This is a genomic window from Photorhabdus noenieputensis (assembly GCF_018448935.1).
In the GTDB taxonomy this organism is placed as follows: Bacteria; Pseudomonadota; Gammaproteobacteria; order Enterobacterales; family Enterobacteriaceae; genus Photorhabdus; species Photorhabdus noenieputensis.
The window spans coordinates 1-2,714 of record NZ_RCWC01000093.1 but is presented as its reverse complement, the minus strand read 5'-3'; the positions used below and the strand labels follow the sequence as shown (position 1 = coordinate 2,714).

Genomic DNA, 2,714 nt, shown 5'->3' with positions numbered 1-2,714 from the left:
ACAGCGTATGGGCTGCGGGGCTGGATGATAAAGGGCGTACCACTTTACCCGGCTCACTGACCCTGACCGCGCAGCACGTTCAGGCGAAGGGGAAAAATCTGGCCGCCGATACGCTGGCTGTCCACAGCCAACAGATTGACCTGAGCGACAGCCAGACCGCAGCCAGCCAGATTCAACTCACCGCCAGTCAATTGGGCATCAGTACCGCTCGCGCCACCGTCAACGCCGACCGTTTGACCGCAAAAACGCCGGGCCAGTTTAACAACGACGGCGGCCAGTTAGTGGCGAAGGAAATTCACCTGACGACCCCGGATTTATCCAACCAGCAGGGAAAAATTAACCAGACCGGGACCGGTGAACTGACGCTCCATACCCGCACCCTGAATAACCGTGAGGGGATGGTATTCAATCAGGGGAAATTGACCCTTACCACTGACCGGCTTAACAACCGTCAGGGCACTATTGCCAGTCAGGGCGAGGACCTGCATCTCACCGCGCATCAGGCAGATAACAACCAGGGGACGGTGCAGTTGGCCGGCCAGGGTCGATTATCGCTCAATACCCAACGGTGGCTGGGTGATAAGGGCAAACTGCTCACCAATGGTGCCCTGACGATACAGGCCGGTGAACTGCAACTCAACCACGCCGAAACTCAGGCCGGGCAGATAACCATCAACGCCGACACTCTGAGCCATCAAGGCGGTGTGATGCAACAACAGGGTAAGGATGACTTGTCCCTCACTACCCGGATGTTGGATAACCACAGCGGGACCATTGCGGGCAATGGTAATCTGAACCTTAAAGCAACGACCGTCGATAATCGTCACGGCAACATCGTGGCCGCGAAAAAAGGAACGTTGGCACTGACCGTCAAAGACATCCTGGATAATCAGGCGGGTCGATTGGAAGCGGGCCACGCGCTCCAACTTAGCGCCACTCAACTGGATAATCGCCGGGGGAGCATGGTTGCCGCCGGGGACAGCGCCACCCTCACCGTTGGCAAAGCCATTCAAAACGCTCACGGCCATCTTGAAGCCAAAACCCGACTGACTACGACTAGCCAGACGTTGGATAACACCCAGGGCGTGTTGCTGGCACAGCATATCAATAGCCAGACCACAGGCCATCCCTTCACCAATACCGCGGGGCAGGTGATAGCCGAAGACACGCTGACGGTAAACAGTGGCGAACTGGATAACACCGCGGGGTTGTTACAGGCTGGCCGCGAGATGACCGTTGATACCCACGGCCACCGATTCACCAATACCCGCAATGCCGACCAAAAAGCAGGCCGGTTATTGAGTGGCGGGCAGTTAACTTTGCGCACCGGCGATGTTGATAACACCGGCGGCATGATAGCGGCGGACGGCAAAACTGCGCTGGCCAGCACTGCACTCAATAATACTCAGGGCCAGATAGCCGGAAATGGCGGACTGGACATTCACAGTCAACAACTGATAAACCGCGAGGGGACCTTACAATCCGCCGACGCCCTGAATCTGGACACAGACGGGCAGTTGCTGGATAACCAGCAGGGCCAGATTATTGGCGAGGGTAAAACCACGGTCACCAGCGGCCCACTGGACAATCGCCACGGTCATCTTCAAGGCGGACAGTTGGCTATCGATACCCGACACGCCGCGCTGGATAACCGGGACGGCAAATTGTTATCGACAGAGACGCTCAACCTGAAAACCCAACGGCTCGACAATCGTCACGGGCAGGTGCAGGCGGTGGGCGATACTCAGCTTGATGTTGACACCCAAACCGATAACACCGGCGGCCTTATCCGTGGCGGTCAGCAATTGACCCTGAACACCGCTCGCCTGATTAACCGCGAGACGGCGCACACGGATAACGGGGTGGAAGCACAAAACCTGACGGTAAATGCGCAACAGGTAGACAATACTCAGGGCGCTTTACGGGCGGCCAATCACCTGCAAGCTCAGGTGAGTCACACGTTGGAGAATGCGCAGGGGTTAATCTCCGCAGGTAAACAACTTACCGTAGACGACAAGAGCGGGCACACCTCGCTAGCGATTAACAACCGGCAAGGCACGCTGATTGCCGGGGAACAGGCCACGATTAACGCACACTCTCTGAGCGGTGACGGCCAACTGTTATCACAAGGCGATATGGCGGTCACCTTAACTGAGGATTTTCACCATACCGGCAACACCGCGGCTAATGGCAATCTGACCCTGAAAACGACCGGCAATCTTATCAATGACCGCCAGATAAAAGCCGGTCAGGCGCTGCATCTTGACGCACACCGTCTCACCAATAACGCCTCCGGTGAAATCAGTGCTAAACAAACGCAAATCCAGGTTCACGATACGCTGAACAATACCGGGCTGATTGACGGCGGACTGACTCATCTCACGGCCAACACCCTGAACAACACCGGCACCGGGCGCATTTACGGGGACCAGCTCGTGCTCCAGACGGGCACACTGAATAACTCCGCACAGGACGGCAAAGCCGCCGTGATTGCGGCGCGGGACCAACTGGATATCGGCACCGGAACACTCAACAACCAGCATCATGCGCAGATTTACAGTGTGGGCGACCTGCACATCGGCGGCCGGTTGGATAACGCCCTGACGGCCACCGGTCAGGCGCGTGAGCTCAATAACCACGCGGCGACGATTGAAGCCGGGCACCACTTGAAGATTAATGCCGACCAGATTAACAACACCAACGCCGGGTTGGTC

The 2,714-nt window shown here is 57.1% G+C and carries 1 pseudogene; it reads left to right on the top strand.

Annotated features, from left to right (window positions below):
• Positions 1 to 2,714, top strand: a pseudogene (locus EAE91_RS23190) (hemagglutinin repeat-containing protein); the annotation flags it as partial.